Annotated in this window: 13 protein-coding genes and 1 tRNA gene; 9 read left to right on the forward strand and 5 right to left on the reverse strand. The window is 65.0% G+C overall.

The window, feature by feature from the left end:
• Positions 1 to 2 precede the first annotated feature (2 nt).
• Complete coding sequence (locus ACK4R0_RS05455; RefSeq protein WP_409671412.1) at positions 3 to 521, reverse strand: DNA-deoxyinosine glycosylase; 519 nt, start codon at positions 519 to 521, stop codon at positions 3 to 5.
• An 82-nt stretch (positions 522 to 603) separates the two neighbouring features.
• Positions 604 to 677, reverse strand: a tRNA-Gln gene (locus ACK4R0_RS05460).
• 177 nt (positions 678 to 854) lie between these two features.
• Between ACK4R0_RS05460 and ACK4R0_RS05465 the strand changes: the two genes are divergently transcribed.
• The 3 genes from ACK4R0_RS05465 to ACK4R0_RS05475 all read left to right on the forward strand — a co-directional run bounded on the left by ACK4R0_RS05465 (position 855) and on the right by ACK4R0_RS05475 (position 4,382).
• Positions 855 to 2,054: a Ppx/GppA phosphatase family protein gene (locus ACK4R0_RS05465; protein ID WP_409671415.1), complete on the forward strand. Its 1,200-nt coding sequence runs from the start codon at positions 855 to 857 to the stop codon at positions 2,052 to 2,054.
• A gap of 215 nt (positions 2,055 to 2,269) precedes the next feature.
• Positions 2,270 to 2,941, forward strand: coding sequence for an RlmE family RNA methyltransferase (locus ACK4R0_RS05470; RefSeq protein ID WP_409671640.1), 672 nt, complete (start codon positions 2,270 to 2,272; stop codon positions 2,939 to 2,941).
• A gap of 223 nt (positions 2,942 to 3,164) precedes the next feature.
• A complete protein-coding gene (locus tag ACK4R0_RS05475; protein ID WP_409671418.1) occupies positions 3,165 to 4,382 on the forward strand; it encodes an MFS transporter in 1,218 nt (405 codons plus the stop codon).
• 68 nt (positions 4,383 to 4,450) lie between these two features.
• On the opposite strand, the gene ACK4R0_RS05480 is transcribed toward ACK4R0_RS05475, so the two are convergent.
• On the reverse strand, positions 4,451 to 7,267 hold the full coding sequence (locus ACK4R0_RS05480; protein ID WP_409671420.1) for a TonB-dependent receptor: 2,817 nt from the start codon (positions 7,265 to 7,267) through the stop codon (positions 4,451 to 4,453).
• A 151-nt stretch (positions 7,268 to 7,418) separates the two neighbouring features.
• The gene (gene pdeM, locus ACK4R0_RS05485; RefSeq protein ID WP_409671423.1) at positions 7,419 to 8,111 is read right to left on the reverse strand and encodes a ligase-associated DNA damage response endonuclease PdeM; all 693 of its coding nucleotides are present in this window, start codon (positions 8,109 to 8,111) and stop codon (positions 7,419 to 7,421) included.
• Between the two features lie 80 nt (positions 8,112 to 8,191).
• Here pdeM and ACK4R0_RS05490 point away from each other — a divergent pair, with 80 nt between their 5' ends.
• Positions 8,192 to 9,004, forward strand: a complete 813-nt coding sequence (locus tag ACK4R0_RS05490) for a rhodanese-related sulfurtransferase (protein WP_409671426.1) — start codon at positions 8,192 to 8,194, stop codon at positions 9,002 to 9,004.
• 84 nt (positions 9,005 to 9,088) lie between these two features.
• Here the strand turns inward: ACK4R0_RS05490 and ACK4R0_RS05495 are convergent, their stop codons facing one another.
• Positions 9,089 to 10,195, reverse strand: a complete 1,107-nt coding sequence (locus tag ACK4R0_RS05495; protein ID WP_409671429.1) for a fatty acid desaturase family protein — start codon at positions 10,193 to 10,195, stop codon at positions 9,089 to 9,091.
• A 161-nt stretch (positions 10,196 to 10,356) separates the two neighbouring features.
• Here ACK4R0_RS05495 and ACK4R0_RS05500 point away from each other — a divergent pair, with 161 nt between their 5' ends.
• The 5 genes from ACK4R0_RS05500 (at position 10,357) to galE (ending at position 16,737) form a co-directional block, all read left to right on the forward strand.
• Complete coding sequence (locus ACK4R0_RS05500; protein WP_409671432.1) at positions 10,357 to 11,517, forward strand: N-acetyltransferase; 1,161 nt, start codon at positions 10,357 to 10,359, stop codon at positions 11,515 to 11,517.
• 142 nt (positions 11,518 to 11,659) lie between these two features.
• A complete protein-coding gene (locus tag ACK4R0_RS05505; RefSeq protein WP_409671435.1) occupies positions 11,660 to 12,961 on the forward strand; it encodes a UDP-glucose dehydrogenase family protein in 1,302 nt (433 codons plus the stop codon).
• Between the two features lie 27 nt (positions 12,962 to 12,988).
• Entirely contained in the window at positions 12,989 to 14,161 is a 1,173-nt protein-coding gene (gene wecB, locus ACK4R0_RS05510; protein ID WP_409671438.1) for a non-hydrolyzing UDP-N-acetylglucosamine 2-epimerase, read from the forward strand.
• 94 nt (positions 14,162 to 14,255) lie between these two features.
• Positions 14,256 to 15,641 (forward strand): phosphoglucomutase/phosphomannomutase PgmG, encoded by a 1,386-nt coding sequence (pgmG, locus tag ACK4R0_RS05515; protein WP_409671441.1) that lies wholly within the window; start codon positions 14,256 to 14,258, stop codon positions 15,639 to 15,641.
• A gap of 73 nt (positions 15,642 to 15,714) precedes the next feature.
• On the forward strand, positions 15,715 to 16,737 hold the full coding sequence (gene galE, locus ACK4R0_RS05520) for a UDP-glucose 4-epimerase GalE (RefSeq protein WP_409671444.1): 1,023 nt from the start codon (positions 15,715 to 15,717) through the stop codon (positions 16,735 to 16,737).
• The last annotated feature ends 20 nt before the right edge of the window (positions 16,738 to 16,757 follow it).

Below are 16,757 nucleotides of genomic sequence, written 5' to 3' on the forward strand. Positions count from 1 at the left end.
GATCAGGGCTCGAGATAGTCCCGCAGCACCTGCCAGCGCTCGGCCTTGGCGGCGAATGCCAGCGTATAGGCCGGGCTGGTTGACGGCAGCGCGATAACGGGAAGCCCCGTATCCGCCAGCTGGTCCGCCAGCTGGCGCGTCGCCAGCTTGGTCGCCAATGCGCCGTTGCAGGCCACCGCGCGCAAATCGGGCAGCGTCGCCACCAGACCGGCCAGCGGGTTGCTCACCGCCTGCTTGATGTCGCCATCAAGGCTCGATGCCCGCCGCGCGGTGGCGATCACATCCCACAGGCCGATGTGGTGCCGACCCAGCCGCACCAGCCGCTCGTCATAGGGAAGCCCGGCCAGCGAATCACCTGTCACGCGGTCCATCAGCCGCCAGAAATGGTTTTGCGGATGCGCATAATATTGCCGCGCCGCCAGCGAGCGGTTGCCCGGCAGGCTGCCGAGCACCAGCAACCGGCAGGTCTGGGGGATGACCGGGGGCAGTCCGGTGACGAAAGGGACAGGCGCGGTGTTCACTGCGCAACCATGCGCCCGATCGCGCCGAGGCGCCACACTCAAGCCCGGCGCGCGGCGTATTGCGATGCTGAAAGGAGAAGGTTGGATGCCCCCCAAGGATTCGAACCTTGATTAACGGAGTCAGAGTCCGTGGTCTTACCATTAGACGAAGGGGCAACACGAAGGGGTGCCAATTAGGCGTGTCGGCAAAACCGGTCAAGACCCAAAACGCCGTCCTATGGAGCGATGCTTGCGCGTTTGTCGCAAAATGGCTAACCTTGCCGCCAAGTACCGGCGATGCGTGGGCGTTTTGGCTGCGCGGGAACACCGGATGAGAAAAAAGAGCATTTTGGCATGGTGGAGCGATCGACACCGTTGCCGCAGGCTGACCCGTTGGCGTCGCACTCTGCCGAACCAGCGTCAGGCTCGGGCGAATTGGCGGAAACCGCCAACAGCGGCCGGCATGCGGCAGAACATCACAACAGAAAACAGGCAGGTTCCGGCCAGGGCAGCGGCGCACGCGGGCGCGCCGCCGACCGCAGCAACTGGAACGCCAGGCGGGCCTATGCCGCGATCGATCTTGGCACCAACAACTGCAGGCTTTTGATCGCCAAACCGGCAGCCGACGGCTTCGTCGTCGTCGATGCGTTTTCGCGCGTGGTGCGGCTGGGCGAGGGGCTGGGCCAGTCGGGACGGCTGAGCGATGCGGCGATGGACCGCGCGGTGGCCGCGCTGTCGATCTGCGCCGACAAATTGCGCCGCCGCCATGTCGCATTGGCGCGTTCGGTCGCGACCGAGGCGTGCCGCAAGGCGAGCAACGGCCCCGATTTCATCGAACGCGTCCGCCGCGAAACCGGAATCGTGCTCGACATCATCACCGCCGAGGAAGAGGCGCGGCTGGCGGTGCTGGGCTGCCATATCCTGCTCGAGCCCGGTGACGGCCCCGCCTTGATCTTCGACATCGGCGGCGGATCGACCGAACTGGTGCTGGTCGACAGCTCTGGCCCGGTGCCCGACATCCTCGACTGGATGAGCGTGCCGTGGGGCGTGGTGACGCTGACCGAGAGCGAGCAGTTCGATCCCGACGATGCCGACGCGCGCGCGGCGGCCTATCAGCGGATGCGCGACCGGGTGATGGCAGGTTTCGCCCCGTTTGCCGCGCGGCTGCCGATGATGGCCAACGAGGACCGGCGGCTGCTGGGCACCAGCGGCACCGTGACCACGCTGGCCAGCCTGCATCTCGACCTGCCCTGCTATAACCGCGACGCGATCGACGGGCTGATTGTTCCATCCGATTCGATGCGCGCGATCAGCACGCGCCTTGCCGAGCTCAGCCTGCAGCAGCGCCGCGAACTGCCGTGCATCGGCAAGGAGCGCGCCGATCTGGTGGTGGCGGGCTGCGCCATCCTCGAATCAATTCTCGACATCTGGCCTGCGGTACGGCTGGGCGTTGCCGACCGCGGCATCCGCGAGGGCATCTTGCGCGCGTTGATGGGCCGCGACGCACCGGCACCCACCCCGGCGGCACCGCCACAGCACGGAAGCACGACATGAGCGGTAGCGACAGCAAGCGTGGCGGCACCAAGAGCGGTGGCGCCAAAAGCGGTGGAAAGGGCAGCAACAAGACAGGTGGTGCCAAGAATAGCGGCGGCAAGGATGGCACCGGCAGCGATGCTGCCGGCAAGGATGGCGCCAGCCCTGCCAGCGACAGCACCAAGAAGGTCCCCGGCTCGAGCGCGCGCAAGCCCGTCGGCCGATATGGCGATGCGCTGCACCAGCGGGTCAAGACCGCCAAGGGGCGCACCGCATCGTCCAACCGTTGGCTCTCGCGCCAGCTCAACGACCCCTATGTGCGCAAGGCCAAGGCCGATGGCTATCGCAGCCGCGCCGCGTACAAATTGGTCGAGCTTGACGAAAAGTTCTCGCTGGTGCGCAAGGCGCGGCACATCATCGATCTGGGCATAGCCCCGGGCGGCTGGGCACAGCTGATCCGGCGGATCAACCCCAAGGCCGCCGTGGTAGGGATCGACCTGCTGCCGGTCGATCCGATCGAGGGCGTCACCATCTTCGAGATGGACTTCATGGCCGATCATGCGCCCGACACATTGATCGAGGCGCTGGGCGCCCAGCCCGACCTCGTCCTGTCCGACATGGCGGCCAACACCGTGGGCCACAAGCAGACCGACCATCTGCGCACGATGGGGCTGGTCGAGGCGGCGGCGCACTTCGCGGTCGATCATCTCGCCGAGGGCGGCGCGTTCGTCGCCAAGGTGCTGGCCGGCGGGACCGACAACGAGCTGCTTGCCCTGCTCAAGCAGCACTTCAAGTCGGTCAAGCACGCCAAGCCACCCGCCAGCCGCAAGGGCAGCAGCGAATGGTACGTCATCGCCCAGGGCCGCAAGCCGCGCGTTGCCGCAGCGGCTACTTGCGATTCCGAATAACGCCCTTCCTGGTACTAACTGGCATCGACACTCAGCGCTCTGCAGCAAGTCATTCTTGATCGCGATACTTAAAGCGAGTACGACCAGCAAATAGCCGGGGGCAATTCAGTAGAATTGAGCAGAAATTTCGCCTCAATCCGGGGCTTTGCCTGGGGTGTTGCCGGGATCTTGAGCGCGTGATGCCATCACGCTCCTGTGTTGTCTTTCACCAGGAAGGCCCGCCGTGATCAATCGCAACCTCGTCGTGCTGGCCTCCATTGTATTCATCGACATGGCCGGCATAGGTCTGATCGTGCCGGTCATGCCGTCGCTGATCCAGACCCTGACCGGCGAGGGCATTGATCGGGCCGCGACCTGGGGTGGCTGGCTGCTGTTCACATATGCCGCCATGCAGTTCCTGTTCGCGCCCGTCATCGGGGGCCTGAGCGACCGATTCGGCAGGCGGCCCGTGCTGCTGGCGACGCTGGCGCTGCTGGGCATCGATTATGCGCTGATGGCTGCAGCCCCCAGCCTCGCCTGGCTGTTCGTCGGACGGCTGGTGTCGGGCATCATGGGGGCAAGCTTTGCCGCTGCCAACAGCTGCATCGCCGACAGCATAGCGCCCGATCGGCGCGGCGCAGCGTTCGGAATGCTGGGCGGCGCAGGCGCTGCGGGATTCGTGCTCGGCCCGGCGATCGGTGGGCTGATCGGCCAGTACGGGGACCGTCTGCCCTTCATCGCCGCAGCGGTGCTGTGCGCGCTGGGCGTGGCGTTCGGCTGGTTCAATTTCAGGGAGACGCTCGATGTCGCGAGGCGGCGGCGCTTCGATCCCTTCCGCTCCAACCCCTTTGGAACGCTTGTTCGCATGGCCCGGATCCCGCTGGTCATCGGCTGCCTGGCGGCGATCTTCCTGATGCAGCTCGCCAGCCAGTCGCAGCTTTCGGTCTGGGCCTATTACGGCACGCTCAAGTTCGGCTGGACGCCTGCCATCACGGGGATGACGGTGGCGCTGTTCGGAACGTTGCTGGTGCTAACCCAGGGGGTTCTGTCGGGCAGGATGATCGCGCGCTTCGGTGCGGTGAAGACGGCGACGGTCAGTCTAGCCTTTGCGGTGCCCTCGTTCCTTATCCTCGCCTTTGCCCCCAGCACCCTGGTCGTGGTGATCGGCATGGTCATCGGCGCGGTGCCAGGCATGTGCTTTCCCGCGATGCAGCAATTGATGAGCCCGCGCATCGCCGAGGATGCGCAGGGCGAACTGCAGGGCGCGATCGCGAGCACCATCAGCCTCACCGCCATCATCGGTCCGCCGGTGATGACCGGTATGTTCGCCGCCTTTGCCGATAGCCGCGGGCCGTTTTTTCCCGGCGCGCCGTTCGTGCTCGCCGCGGGTCTGATGGCCTGCGCAGTGACCGTGCTGGCGGTGACACTCCTGCGCCACGCAATGCGTTCGACAACCGTGTAAGGCCAACAGCAAAAGGCCCCGCCTGCGCGTGCAGACGGGGCCTTTTGTGTCCGGCTATGCGGTCAGGATCAGAAACGGCTGCGCAGCGTGATGCCGTAGGTGCGCGGTTCGCCGAGGAACGCCGAGAAGATCTGGCGCCCACCGGGGAACTGCGGATCGACGAAGGGTGCCGAGGTGGCGCCAGCCTGGAACGGGCTGTTGAACGCGACCTGGGTGAAGTCCTCGTTGAACAGGTTCTGTGCCCAGAGCTCGACCGCCCATCCCTGATCGGGTCCGCGCAAGCCGACGCGGGCGTTGACCACCACGAAGCTGGGCTGTTCCTTCTGCGGGAACAGGTCGGAGCCGGTGTTGAAGCCCTCGGTCATGCGGGTATCGACATAGACCAGGCCCGACAGGCCGCTGTCACCGATGTCGGGGGTCCAGGCCACCGATCCGGTCAGCGTCAGCTCGGGAGCGTTCGACAGGTTGTCGCCGGGGAGCAGGCGCAGCGCCGGATCCAGCGGCGCGCCGGTCTTGTTGCCGACCAGATTGTTGCGGTACTTGGTCTGCGCATAAGTGACGCCGCCATTGACGGTGAAGTTGCGGACGGGGTTGATCGAGGCTTCCACTTCCACGCCCTGGGCGCGCACACCATAAGTGGTGTCGCCAGGTGCGCAGGCGCCGGTGAGCGCTGCGTTGGCGTTGAAGTTCGTGCCAGCTGGCGACAGGTTCTGATCCCGGTCCGCGCCGCCAAGATTGGTCGAGCAGCCGTTGACGGTCTGCACCAGGAACACGGTGCCGTTGAACGTGTTGAGCTGGAAGTTTTCGAACTGCTGGCGGAACAGCGCGACGTTGACGGTCAGCGGGCCGCTGGCATATTTCATGCCCAGTTCGAACGCATCGACGATTTCCTGGTCGAACTGCAGGTTGCCGACGAGCGCTTGCGCGCCGCCCACGGCCGCGAAGGTCGTGGTGGGCACCTGGCCCAGCGGCGCGACGATCGGCCCCTTGAGCGCCGAACGATCGAGGTTGAAACCGCCCGCCTTGTAGCCGCGCGAGGCGCTGCCGTAGAACAGCAGGTCGTCGGTGGCCTTCCAGGACAGGACCGCCGTGCCGGTGAACTCGCTTTCGGTGCGGCGATCGTTGATCGACACCCCGTTGAGCTCTGCGGTCGAGTTGCCCTGGCACGACAGGCCGATGATGCCGCCTGCAACAGCGGCCAGCCCGGCGTTGGTCAGGAACGGCGTGAGCGCGGCCTGGTTCTGGACGCAACCGATGTTGTCGTTGCTGAAGGTGGCGTTGAAGCGCTTGCGCTCGTTGGTGTAGCGCACGCCCAAGGTCAGATCGAGCCGGTCGGTGATGTGCACGATGTTGTGCGTGAAGATAGCGAAGTTGCGGCTGTTCTGGAAATAACGATCGCTGATCGAGCCGCGGTTGTTGATCGCGTCGAGCCGGTCGATCCCCGCCACGATGGCCGGGCCGGCCGCACCGAAGGGCGATGCGACGCCCGGAACCGCGCCGGTGAGAACGGCCCTGCCGGTGGGAGTGATACAGCCGGCCGACCCCGGCGAATAGAATTGCGCCAGACCGCCACCCGAAATCAGGCGGCAGCTTGCGAACCGGCCATACTGGTTGCCGAAGCGCAGATTGTCGCGGACGGTCAGGTCCTCGTTGGCGAAATAACCGCCGACCAGCCAGTCGAGCGTTCCGCCAAAGGCTTCGCCCTGCACCCTGAGTTCCTGGGTGAAGGTCTTGAACCGGCGGAACTGCGCATCCTCGTCATCGGAGCGGTACAGAATATCGAGCGTGCTGTAGTCGATGTCGCCCGCCTGGCTGTTCTTGTACTCGCGATAGCCGGTGATCGACGTCAGCGAGACCCCGCCGAGGTTCCAGTTGACCTCGAGCGAAACGCCGCCGTCCTTGGTGCTGCCGTTATAGTTGCGGCCCGGGGTGACATAGGCGTTGCGGCTGAACGGATCGTTGAACGACACCATGGGCTGCCCCAGATCGCGCAGCACGTTGATGATGTTGTTGCCATTGGCCTGGAGCGGCACCAGCGGCGTCGACGGATTGTTGAGATCGCCGATCAGCGGGTTGAAATCGCGGCCGAGATAGACCGCGCCGCAGCAGCGTTCGTCACGGTTGGTGTAATCGGCGATGAAACGGAACGACACATCGTCGGTCGGCTCCCAAAGCAGCTGGCCCTTGACGAAATACCGATCGCGATTGTTGAGATCGATGTTGTTGGTGACGTCGCGCAGGAAGCCGTCGCGCTTTTCGTAGACGCCGTCCAACCGGGCGGCGAGCGTCTGGGAGATCGGGCCGGTGAGGCCACCGGCGACACGGATGTTGTCGTAATTGCCGTAGGTCGCCTCGCCAAAGCCGCCGAATTCGAATTCGGGCTTTTTCGAATAGATCGAGATGATACCGGCAGAGGCGTTGCGGCCGAACAACGTGCCCTGGGGCCCACGCAGAACCTCGACGCGTTCGATCTCGCCCAGTTCGTTGAGGCCGATACCCGAGCGCGAGCGGTAGACGCCGTCGATGAACACCGCGACCGAGCTTTCGAGGCCCGGGTTGTCGCCGACGGTGCCGATACCGCGGATACGCGCCGACCCGTTGGCTTCGTTGCCGGTCGAGGAGACGAGCAGCGAGGGCACGACCTGGTTGAGCTGGCGGATGTCGTTGGCGCCGGTGTTTTCGAGCGTCTCAGCATTCACCGCCGAAACCGCGACAGGCACGTCGGAGAGCAATTGCTCGCGCCCCTGGGCGACGACGACGATGGTGTTGCTGTCGTTGATGCCTTCGCTGGGGGTCTCCTGCGCGTACGCCGGACTGACGATGCCGACAAGGCCGGCGGAAAGCATAAGGGACACACGGCTGGTCTTGCCGAAACGCTTGGGCATATCTCTCTCCTGATTGCAGTCACGCGCGGTGGTCATTTGCCACCTTGACGCTAACGTTAAACCAATGCGGCCAAGATTCCAGCATTTGCGCGGGTCACCCGCAAAAATGCAAAGCATTATGGTAAAAACGCAACAGGTGGCGTGCGGCGGCTCAGCCCCGCAATTCTGCCGTTTTTTGCAATTGGAATGCGAGTGCCCTGCTTTCCGTAGCGACAACCGCATGCGGATCGTCCCCCATCACCTTCAAGATCGCAGGGTCCCCGGCATCCATGCCCCCGGTCAGCGATCCGAATGCAGGCAGGATTAGCCGTTGCGAACAGCGCACAAAACACGGCCGCGAGACCAGCCGTCCGCGCAGACGGACCCTCAGCCGGGGATGGAAATGGCCCGACAGCTCGGGCACGCCGGCCTGTGATTCGGGCGCGCCTTCCGCCCGGTGGCGCAGCGCCAGACCGCCCAGCGCCGCCTCGTCGATCACCTCCCCGCCAAAGCCTGCATCGAGCGCGCTGTCGTGGTTGCCGGTGATCCAGTGGACCGCGATCCCTCGCGACAGGCTCTCGAGCCGCTCCGCCAGCCTGGCATCGAGCCGCTGCGCACCCCGGCTGTCGTGGAAGTTGTCGCCCAGGCACCACAGGCTGGTCGCCCCGCACAAGGCGATCGCCGCCTCCAGCCGGTCGAGCGTCGCGGCGCTGTCGTAAGGGGGAAGCATCTGGCCCGAGGCTGCGTACCAGCTGGCCTTTTCGAAATGCAGGTCGGCTACGAACAGCGCCCGCCGCTGCGGCCAGTAAAGGCCAGCGCGATCGACGATCGTGAAATCCTGTCCAGCGAACGAAAGGGGAACCATAACCCTGCCATGCCGCACCGGGCCGCCGGTTGCAAGCGGGACCATTGGCATCGGGCAGCGCGCTGGCTTATGGGCGGGGCATGACCGACTCTCCCGACTATCCGATCACCGTGGCCGCGCTTTATCATTTCGCGCGGATCGAGGACCCCGCCGCCGTCCGTCCCGCGCTGGAGGCGCTGTGCGCGCAGCATGGCCTGTGCGGCACGCTGCTGCTGGCGCACGAGGGGATCAACGGCACGATCGCAGGGTCTGCCGAGGGCGTCGCTGCGGGAACCGCCTTCATCCGCGAACTCCCCGGCTTCGGCGACATCGAGGTCAAATATTCGGGCGCGCACGCTGCACCCTTCCGCCGGATGAAGGTGCGGTTGAAGCGCGAGATCGTCACCATGGGCGTGCCCGACATCGATCCGGTGCACGGCCAGGGTGCGTATGTCGATCCGGCCGACTGGAACGCGCTGATCAGCGACCCCGACACGGTGGTGATCGACACCCGCAACAGCTTCGAGGTCGAGCAGGGCAGCTTTGCCCGCGCGATCGATCCGGGCACCGAACGGTTCAGCGAATTTCCCGCGTGGTTCGATGCCGAGGCACAGGCGCTGCGCGAATCGGGCAAGAAGATCGCGATGTTCTGCACCGGCGGCATCCGCTGCGAGAAGGCGACCGCCTATGTCCGCGCGCAGGGGTTCGACGAGGTCTACCACCTCAAGGGCGGCATCCTCAAATATCTCGAGGAGGTGCCCGCCGAGGAGTCGCTGTTTTCGGGCGGCTGCTTCGTGTTCGACGAGCGCGTCGCGCTGGGCCAGGGACTCGCGGTGCTGGGCGACCCGGTGGAGCCGGTGATGGTCGATCGCAAGCGCAAGCCGCGCAAGCGGGGCGTGGGTTCGATCGACTGACCGTTCTCCGGCGAAAGCCGGAGTCCAGGAGTCAGATAGCGTTGCAGCCGCCCTGGATTCCGGCTTTCGCCGGAAAACAGCAGACTATCGCGAACTGTTGGTGCGGAAGGTGCTGCGGACCAGGCGACCGATCAGCCCCGACAGGCTGCGATAGTTCGCCAGCGCATAGGTCGACGTGCCGAGTTCGCGCGACAGCCGGCGATGCGCCTCGGGCAGCGCGTGATAGGGCACGCCGGGCAGCAGATGGTGCAGCGCATGATAGCGCAAGCCCACCGGCGCCCATAATTCGGGCAGCAGGCCGGGCGGCGGCACGTTGACGCTGTCGAGATACTGCGCGGTGACGCTCATCACCTGCTCCTCGTTCTCCCACAGATGCGCGACAAGCGTGCGGATCTGGTTGAGCACCATCGTCCCCGATGCGACCGCAAGGCCGATCAGGAAGGCGCGCAGGGGGATCGTTCCGGTCGCGACCAGCGCGATCAGGCTCATCGCCCAGACGCTCGCCAGCACCTCGAGCACCAGCCAGTGGCGGCGCGACTTGCCTTCGGGCATCACCCGGCGGAAGGCGGGGTTGATCACCAGCCCCGAATAACGCTCGACGACGATGCGGCGCAGCGGCGGGATCACCGCCGACAGCGGCGAGAGCACGCCATAGCGGATGATCAGACCGATCGGGCCCAATGCTGCAACCGCCACGAACAAAGGCACCGTCCATGGTTTCATCAGCGCGAGCGGAAGATATTCGGGATCCTTGGCGGTGCCATAGCGGGTGCGCTGGTGGTGCAGGTTGTGCACGCCTTCGTACATGAAGCTGGGGATCAGCAGCGGAATACCGACAAAAGCGTTCCAGCCGGTGTTGAAACCGGGCACCGCATCGGGCCGCAAATGGGTGAGTTCGTGGATGAAGCTGCCCGCGCGGTACAAAGCGAGCACCGCAACGAGGCCGCACAGCACGGCAAGGCCAACGCCCTGTGCCAGGATCGCGCCAGCCAGCGCGCCATAGCCGACCGCGACCGACGCGAGCATGTCAGCCCAATAGATGAGCGGACGCGCCGCGTTGAGATCGCGGGTCAGCGTCGCTGCCGCACGGATCATCGCCATATCGTCGGGCACCTGGCCGACCACACGGGCGCTGGTAGCGCCGTGGCTTGCGGAACCGTGCGTGCCGGTCAAAGAAAAGCTGCTTGCCATAATTATCCTGCTTGTGATCGCCTGCTTTAGCCAGATCAACGTGGCAGCAACATGGCAATATCTGGCCCGCATATCCTTGACACAGATCATGGGCAGACGACAAAGAGCGCTTCGAGCGGGGCCTGCCCGGCTTGAGGCACGGCCCAGAAAAGGAAACGGTGTTGACGAACCCAGGTGAAATAAGGGTCAGCCCGGTCAATGACAAGGCGGGGCTCAAGGCGTTCATCGAAATTGCCTATACGCTGAACGCATCGGACCCCAACTGGGTCGCGCCATTGCGCGCCGAGGTGCGCGAGATGTTCAATCCGGCCAAGAACCCGTTTTACGGCCACGCGACCGTCCAGCCGATGATCGCATTGCGCGGCGGCAAGGTGGTCGGGCGGATTTCGGCGCATATCGATCACCTCGCGCTCGCCCAGCCGGTGGAGCAGGGCATGGGACCGGGTACCGGCAATTTCGGTATGTTCGAGGCCGCCGACGAGGCCACCGGGCAGGCGCTGCTGACGGCGGCCGAGGCGTGGCTGCGCGATCAGGGGATGACACGCGCGCTCGGCCCGCTCAGCCTGTCGATCTGGGACGAGCCGGGGCTGCTGACCGCAGGTTTCGACTCGCCGCCGATGGTGATGATGGGGCACCACAACCGCGCCTATCGCGGATGGATCGAGGCGATGGGCTATACCCCCGCCAAGAAGCTGCTGACCTATGAACTGCCGATCGTCGACGGATTTTCGCCGCTGATCCAGCGGATCGTCGCATCGGGCCACCGCAACGATCGCATCCGCATCCGCAAGGTCGACAAGAGCCGGTTCGACGAGGAAGCGGCGATCATCCTGGAAATCCTCAACGAAGCCTGGGGCAACAACTGGGGCTTCGTGCCGATCACCGATGCGGAGATTGCCTATATCGGCAAGAAACTGCGCCCGCTGGTGCGCGAGGACCTGATCATGATCGCCGAATATGACGGGCGTCCGGTCGCGTTCCTGATGACCCTGCCCGATATCAACGCGGTGACCGCACCGCTCAAGGGTTCGCTGCTGCCGTTCGGCTGGGCCAAGCTTTTGTGGTGGCTGCGCAACTGCCGCTCGCCCAGCGTGCGGGTTCCGCTGATGGGGGTGCGCACCGAGCTGCAGAATTCGCGGCTCGCCGCGCAGATGGCGTTCATGATGATCGAGGCGGTACGGATCGAGGTGGTCGGCCGTTATGGCGGCGTGCGCGGCGAACTGGGCTGGGTGCTGGACGACAACCAGGGCATGGTTGCGATCGCCGATGCGATCAACAGCAAGGTCAACCGCGAATATCTGATCTATGAAAAGACGCTGTAAGCACGCGGATCGCGCATGCACTGTTCAGATCATTGCAACAATCTGTCGCTATCAGGCCCGATCATCGTCCGCCCGTTGAACATTTGACGCCCTGTGCGGCGGCAACTAGACCGAGCAAGGTCGCTCTGGAGCTTTTTCTGACATGAAGATTGCAATGATTGGTTCGGGCTATGTCGGCCTGGTCTCGGGCGCCTGCTTTGCCGATTTCGGCCATGACGTGGTCTGTGTCGACAAGGACCCTGCCAAGATCGAATCGCTGCTTGCCGGGGTCATGCCGATCTTCGAGCCCGGTCTGGAAGCACTGGTCGCCAAGAACGTCCGCGCGGGGCACCTTTCGTTCTCGACCGATCTGCCGTCCAGCGTCGCCGATGCCGATGCGGTGTTCATCGCGGTGGGCACCCCCTCGCGCCGCGGCGACGGCTTTGCCGACCTCAGCTATGTCCGCGATGCCGCGCGCGAGATCGCCGAATCGATCCGAAAGCGCTGCGTCATCGTCACCAAGTCGACCGTCCCGGTGGGCACCGGCGACGAGGTCGAGAAGATCATCCGCCACGCCGCGCCGGATGCCGAGTTCGAGGTCGTCTCCAACCCCGAATTCCTGCGCGAGGGCGCCGCGATCGGCGACTTCAAGCGCCCCGACCGCATCGTGGTGGGCACCGAGGTCGAATGGGCGCGCGACTATATGCGCGAGATCTACCAGCCGTTGTACCTCAACGAATCGCCGATCCTGTTCACCTCCAGGCGCACCTCGGAAGTGATCAAATACGCCGCCAACGCGTTCCTCGCGACCAAGATCACCTTCATCAACGAGATGGCCGATCTGTGCGAGAAGGTCGATGCCAACATCCAGGACGTCTCGCGCGGCATCGGGCTCGATGGCCGGATCGGGTCGAAGTTCCTGCACGCAGGCCCCGGCTATGGCGGCAGCTGCTTTCCCAAGGACACGCTGGCGCTGATGAAGACCGCGCAGGACCATGAGGCGCCGCTGCAGATCGTCGAGGCCGTCGTCCGGGTCAACGACCTGCGCAAGCGCGCGATGGCGCGCAAGGTGATTGCGGCGATGGGCGGCGATGTCGAGGGCAAGCGCATCGCGCTGCTCGGCCTGACCTTCAAGCCCAACACCGACGACATGCGCGATGCGCCTGCGATCGTGATCGCACAGGGGCTGATCGATGCCGGCGCCGAAGTCGTCGCCTTCGACCCCGAGGGCATGGAGGCCGCAGCCGCGTTGATGCCCGGCGTGACCATGGCCAAGGGCACCTATCAGGCGCTCGACCAGGCCGATTGCGCGGTGATCGTCACCGAATGGGACGTGTTCCGCGCGCTCGACCTGCCCCGCGTTCTGCGCACGATGCGCGGCGACACGCTGGTCGATCTGCGCAACATCTACAAGCCCGAGCAGGTGCGTGCGGCGGGCTTCACTTATGTCAGTGTCGGTCGCTGAATGGCGGGTCAACGGGGGGCGATGACGATGACGAAGTCAAACGACAGCGCCGGGGCCAAGCGGATCATGGTGATCTTCGGCACCCGTCCCGAAGCGATCAAGCTGTTCCCGGTTATCGCCGCGCTCAAAGAGGCGGATGACCTCGAGCCGATCGTGCTGGTCACCGGCCAGCACCGCGAGATGCTCGACCAGGTGCTCGAGATCGCAGGGCTGGTTCCCGATCATGATCTCGCCTTGATGCAGCCGGGGCAAAGCCTCGACGAGATCAGCGCGCGGCTGCTCACCGGCATCGGCGCGGTGCTCGATGCCGAAAAGCCCGACATGGTGATCGTCCAGGGCGACACCGCCACCGCGATGTGCGGCGCGCTTGCGGCCTATTACCGCAAGCTTCCGGTCGCGCATGTCGAGGCGGGATTGCGCAGCGGCAATATCTACCACCCCTGGCCCGAAGAGGTGAACCGCAAGATCATCGGCAGCTTTGCCGATCTGCACTTCGCACCCACCGAAACCGCCGCCAATGCGCTGCGCCGCGAGGCGGTCGCGGAGGACAAGATTCTCGTCACCGGCAACACCGTGGTCGATGCGCTGCACTGGGTGACCGCGCAGCTCGCAGAAAACCCGGCGCGCGCCGATGTGATCGCGCCGGTCGAGGCGCGGTTTGCGGGCAAACGCATCATCGGCGTCACCACCCATAGGCGTGAGAATTTCGGCAGCGGAATGGACGACATCGCCCATGCCATCCGCGATCTCGCCATGCGCGACGATGTCGCGATCATCTTCCCGGTGCATCTCAATCCCCAGGTGCGCGCCGCGATGCTGCCGATCCTGGGCGGACTGGACAATGTCGCTTTGCTCGAGCCGCTCGATTACCTCAACTTCACCCGGCTGCTGCAGATCGCCGATCTGATGCTGACCGACAGCGGCGGCGTGCAGGAAGAGGCACCTGCGCTGGGCAAGCCGGTGCTGGTGATGCGCGACACCACCGAGCGGCCCGAGGGCGTTGCGGCGGGCACCGCAAGACTGGTCGGCACCGACCGCGCGACGATCGTCACGCAAGCGACCCGTCTGCTCGATGACGCGCAAGCTTATTCTGCGATGGCACAGGCGCACAACCCGTTCGGCGACGGCCACAGCGCGGGCCGGATCGCCCGGGCCATCATCCAGTGGTTTGCGGCGCCCGGGCAGCACCAAGCCAATTGAGTTCACGTCAATTTCTCAGTAGGGCCGCAGCAACGGTTCGCACCCCAAAACGTCCTATGGCCAAGTGCCAGACATTTTCCGGAAGACCATTCCCATGACCCATCGCTTCGACCCCACGACTTTGCGCGAATACGATATCCGGGGGATCATCGACGAGACGCTGAGCGACGCTGACGCTTATGCCATCGGCCGCGGCTTTGCGACGCTGATCGCGCGCGCGGGTGGCAGTTGCGTCGTGGTCGGCTATGATGGCCGGGTGAGCTCGCCGGTGCTCGAGGCGGCCTTGATCAAGGGCCTCAACGACAGCGGCGTCAACGCGATCAGCGTCGGCATGGGCCCGACCCCGATGCTCTATTACGCCGAAGCGGTGCTAGAAGAGGCGGATGGCGGCATTCAGATAACCGGCAGCCATAACCCCGCCAATTACAACGGCTTCAAGATGGTCTTTCAGGGCCGTCCGTTCTTTGGCGCGGACATCCGCACGCTGGGCGAGATGGCGGCAACGGGCGACTGGGACAGCGGCAGCGGAACGTCGCGTTCGATCGACATTCTCGACCGCTATATCGACCGGCTGGTCGAGGATTTCGGCGGCTCGGCGGCGCGGGTCGGCTGGGATTGCGGCAACGGCGCTGCCGGCCCCGCCGTCGAACGGCTGGTCAAGCGGCTTCCGGGCGAGCACTTCACGCTCTTTACCGAAGTCGACGGCAATTTTCCCAATCATCATCCTGACCCCACCGAAGAAAAGAATCTCGCGGACTTGAAGGCGCTTGTCGCCGAGAAGAAGCTCGATTTCGGAGTGGCTTTCGATGGCGATGGCGACCGGATCGGTGCGATCGACGGCCAGGGCCGCGTAATCTGGGGCGATCAGCTGCTGACGATTTACGCCGAAGCGGTGCTGAAAGACGTTCCCGGCGCCACCATCATCGCCGATGTGAAGGCCAGCCAGGCCTTGTTCGACCGGGTGAGCGAGCTCGGCGGCGTGCCATTGATGTGGAAGACCGGGCACAGCCTGATCAAGTCCAAGATGAAGGAAACCGGCTCTCCGCTCGCAGGTGAGATGAGCGGACATGTGTTCTTCAAGCACCGTTATTACGGTTTCGACGACGCACTCTACGCCGCTGTCCGGCTGATCGAAGCGCAGACCCTGCTCGGCAAGTCGGTGACCCAGCTGCGCGGCGAGATGGCGCCGATGATCAACACGCCCGAGATGCGCTTCCAGGTCGACGAGAGCCGCAAGTTCGCGGTGGTCGAAGAAGTGCTCGCACGGCTGTCGGCCAGCGGCGCGACCGTCAATGCCACCGATGGCGCGCGGGTCAACACCGAGGACGGCTGGTGGCTGCTGCGCGCATCGAACACACAGGACGTTCTGGTCGCGCGTGCCGAGGCCCGCAGCGAGGAAGGCCTGGCGCGGCTGATGGCGCAGATCGACGAGCAGCTTGCAGCATCGGGGCTGGAGCGCGGCGAGACGGTCGGCCACTGAGGGCCAAGGCACTGAGGGACTGGGCACTGAGGGACTGGGCACTGAGGGCCAGGGCACTGGGAGGCTTAAACGAATGACCGCGACCGTGGGCTTCAAGGACCGCCACACCATCCTCGTCACCGGCGGCGCGGGCTATATCGGCAGCCACGCCGTGCTCGCGCTCAAGGATGCAGGCTGGAAGGTCGCGGTGATCGACAATCTGGTCACCGGCTTTGCCTGGGCTGTCCCCGGCGACGTGCCGTTCTATCAGGGCGACATCGCCGATGGCGATCTGCTCGCGCGGATCCTATCCGAACAGAACATCGGCGGGATCCTGCACTTCGCAGGCTCGGTGGTGGTCCCCGAATCGGTGAGTGATCCGCTCAAATATTACAGCAACAACACCGCCAAGAGCCGTTCGCTGATCGAATCGGCGATTCAGGGCGGCGTGAAGCACTTCATCTTCTCGTCGACCGCAGCGACCTATGGCACCCCCGACATCGACGGCCCGATCGGCGAGACCACGCCGCAGGTACCGATCAATCCCTATGGCACCTCCAAGCTGATGACCGAGTGGATGCTGCGCGATTGCGCGGCAGCGCATGATTTCAACTATTGCGCGCTGCGCTATTTCAACGTCGCCGGCGCCGATCCGCAGGCGCGCACCGGCCAGTCGACCGCAGGGGCCACACACTTGATCAAGGTCGCGGTCGAAGCAGCGCTGGGCAAGCGCGACAACGTCACCGTGTTCGGCACCGATTTCGACACCCCCGATGGCACCGGGGTGCGCGACTACATCCATGTCTCCGACCTGGCGCACGCGCATGTGCTGGCGCTCGAGGCGCTGATCGCAGAGCCGTCGCGCTCGCACACGCTCAATTGCGGCTATGGCCACGGCTATTCGGTGCTCGAGGTGCTCGATGCAATCGACCGGGTCACCAACCGCAAGATCACGCGCGTGCTGGCCGGCCGCCGCGCGGGCGACCCCGCCTCGCTCACCGCCGACAACAAGGCGATCCGCCAAAGCCTTGGCTGGACCCCGCAGCACGACGATCTCGACACCATCGTGTCGCATGCGCTGGCCTGGGAACGTCATCTGGGCGAACGGGCGGGCTGAAGGTGGGTGCCCTCACCGCA

The organism is Blastomonas sp. (genome assembly GCF_046294995.1).
Classification (GTDB): domain Bacteria; phylum Pseudomonadota; class Alphaproteobacteria; order Sphingomonadales; family Sphingomonadaceae; genus Blastomonas.